At 67.5% G+C, this 1907-nt stretch carries 1 protein-coding gene and 1 pseudogene; both read left to right on the forward strand.

Going from position 1 to position 1907, the window contains the following annotated elements; genetic code table 11:
• Positions 1-980, forward strand: a 980-nt coding sequence (locus GOOTI_RS26240; protein ID WP_007240327.1) for a DUF8176 domain-containing protein, incomplete at its 5' end; no start/stop codon positions are given.
• Between the two features lie 68 nt (positions 981-1048).
• Positions 1049-1907, forward strand: a pseudogene (locus GOOTI_RS19510) (hypothetical protein); the annotation flags it as partial.

The following is a 1907-nucleotide window of genomic DNA, read 5'->3' on the forward strand; positions in this document are numbered from 1 at the left end:
TTCATCACCCCCCCGTCAAACAGCCAACCAGCAGGCCACGGTGGGAACAACCATTCAGCATTCCGCGCGCCGCCAACGAGTTCACCGGCGAGCTCACCGACGCACCGGGAACCTCAGCGGGCCGTCAGCGGCTGACAAGCAGACAGGGACCCATCAGCGACGCGACACCGGTCGACGCCGCCAGGCAGATCGAGGATCACACCTACGAGACGCCCGAGCCACGGCTGCAGCAGCCGGCCACCGGGTACAGCCAGAACGCGTGGGGTATGCCAGCCCACGACCCGTGGACCGAGCCTGCCGGTGACGACTGGGCACCCGTCCCCGCCGTGCCCCCGGCCCCGCCAGAGCCCTACACAGGCCGAGACCTCAGCAGCGCAGCACCAGCGAACGAGCCGGGCCGCAGAAAGCGGACGGGTCGGCGTATCGCGGTTGGCGCTCTCGCCGTGGCTGCCGTCGCAGCAGTTGGCGTGACCGGAACGCACTATCTACGCAACAGCGACACCACCACCGAGAAGCCCGCGGCGGCAGCAGTTCCGGCAACCTCAACATCTGCGAATCCATCAACCCCTGCAGATGACTGCCCGGACTCGACAGCCGGCGGAATAGTTCGCGGTGACGGGCCCGGTGACCAACAGTCTGGTCCTGGCGTCATCAAAGCGTGGAATCACGCCTACTACTCCGAACGCTCGGGTGCCGCCGCGAAATCGGTGACCACCCCCGGTGCGGTTGCCGACGCCAACGTCATCCAGCAGTACATCGACAAGATCCCCGCCGACACCCACTATTGCCTGCTCATTGAGCCCGACGCCCCCACAGTCGCGAACGGACCAAACCGCTTTCGCGTCACCCTCACCGAGATACCGCCTGTCGAAAAAGGGCAGGATCTGCAACCGGTGCCAACCGTGATCCCGCAAACCATCGAAACAATCCAGGTAGGCGGCAAGACATGGATCACAGCCATCCGAAAACGCGACGGCTAGTCTCTCCCACGACGTTCCCGCGAACGATCACTTACATCGAAGCCAACCCACAAGAACGGAATCCGTTGATGAGTAAGCACTCATTCCCCTCCGACACGAGGCGACGCCTGTCGGGCGCAACCGCACTCACGGTCGCCGCGGCGGTAGCACTCGGCGTTGGTGCTGGCGCCGCATCGGCTGTCCCCGAACAGGGCGGCACCGATCCCGGTGACAGCGGCACCCAGCAAGGCGGAACCGCCCCGAACACCGCACCCGAGCAGGGCGGCAGCGGCGCGGCACCGGCACCGGCACCAGCCCCCGAACCGTCGTCACCACCAATCACCGAAGGCCCCGGCCCAGGCGTGGTGCCCAGCCCCTACCAGGGGCCGTACCAGGAGTACACGCCGCAAAGCTACGACACCCCCTACACGCCGGGACCGTACCAGCAGGAGTACACGCCCCCCACGCCGCAGAGCTCGCCGGCGCCGTCAGCCCCAGCACAGCCCCAGAAGGTCCTACCGATCGCGCCTCCCAAGCCAAAACCCAAGGGACCGCAGATCATTCGTGTCGGCAACCTCATCTTCCCGAATGAGGACTCGCGCACCAAACGGCCCCTCATGTCCGAGCAGCAAGCCAACTCGCTCAACGCCTGGTCGTCCTACGGCGAATACCGCATCGCCACCGGCCTCATCGCAGCGGGCGTACCGCGCGACACCGCCACCCGACAGGCAGCAGCAACGATCATCGGCGTCATGGGCGGCGGCACCGTCGGCGCCCTGGCACTCGGCATCCCCGCAGCCGTCGTCGGCGGCACCGCAGGCGCAGTGGTCGGTGCCGTTGGTGGCGGCATCGCCGGCTTCGCAATCGGCGGCGTCGTCGCACCCGGAATCGGCGAAGCACCCGGCGTCGCGATCGGCATCCCCGCTGGCGCAGCCCTCGGCGCCGCGG

Origin of the sequence: Gordonia otitidis NBRC 100426 (assembly GCF_000248075.1) — a bacterium.
Lineage (GTDB): Bacteria > Actinomycetota > Actinomycetes > Mycobacteriales > Mycobacteriaceae > Gordonia > Gordonia otitidis.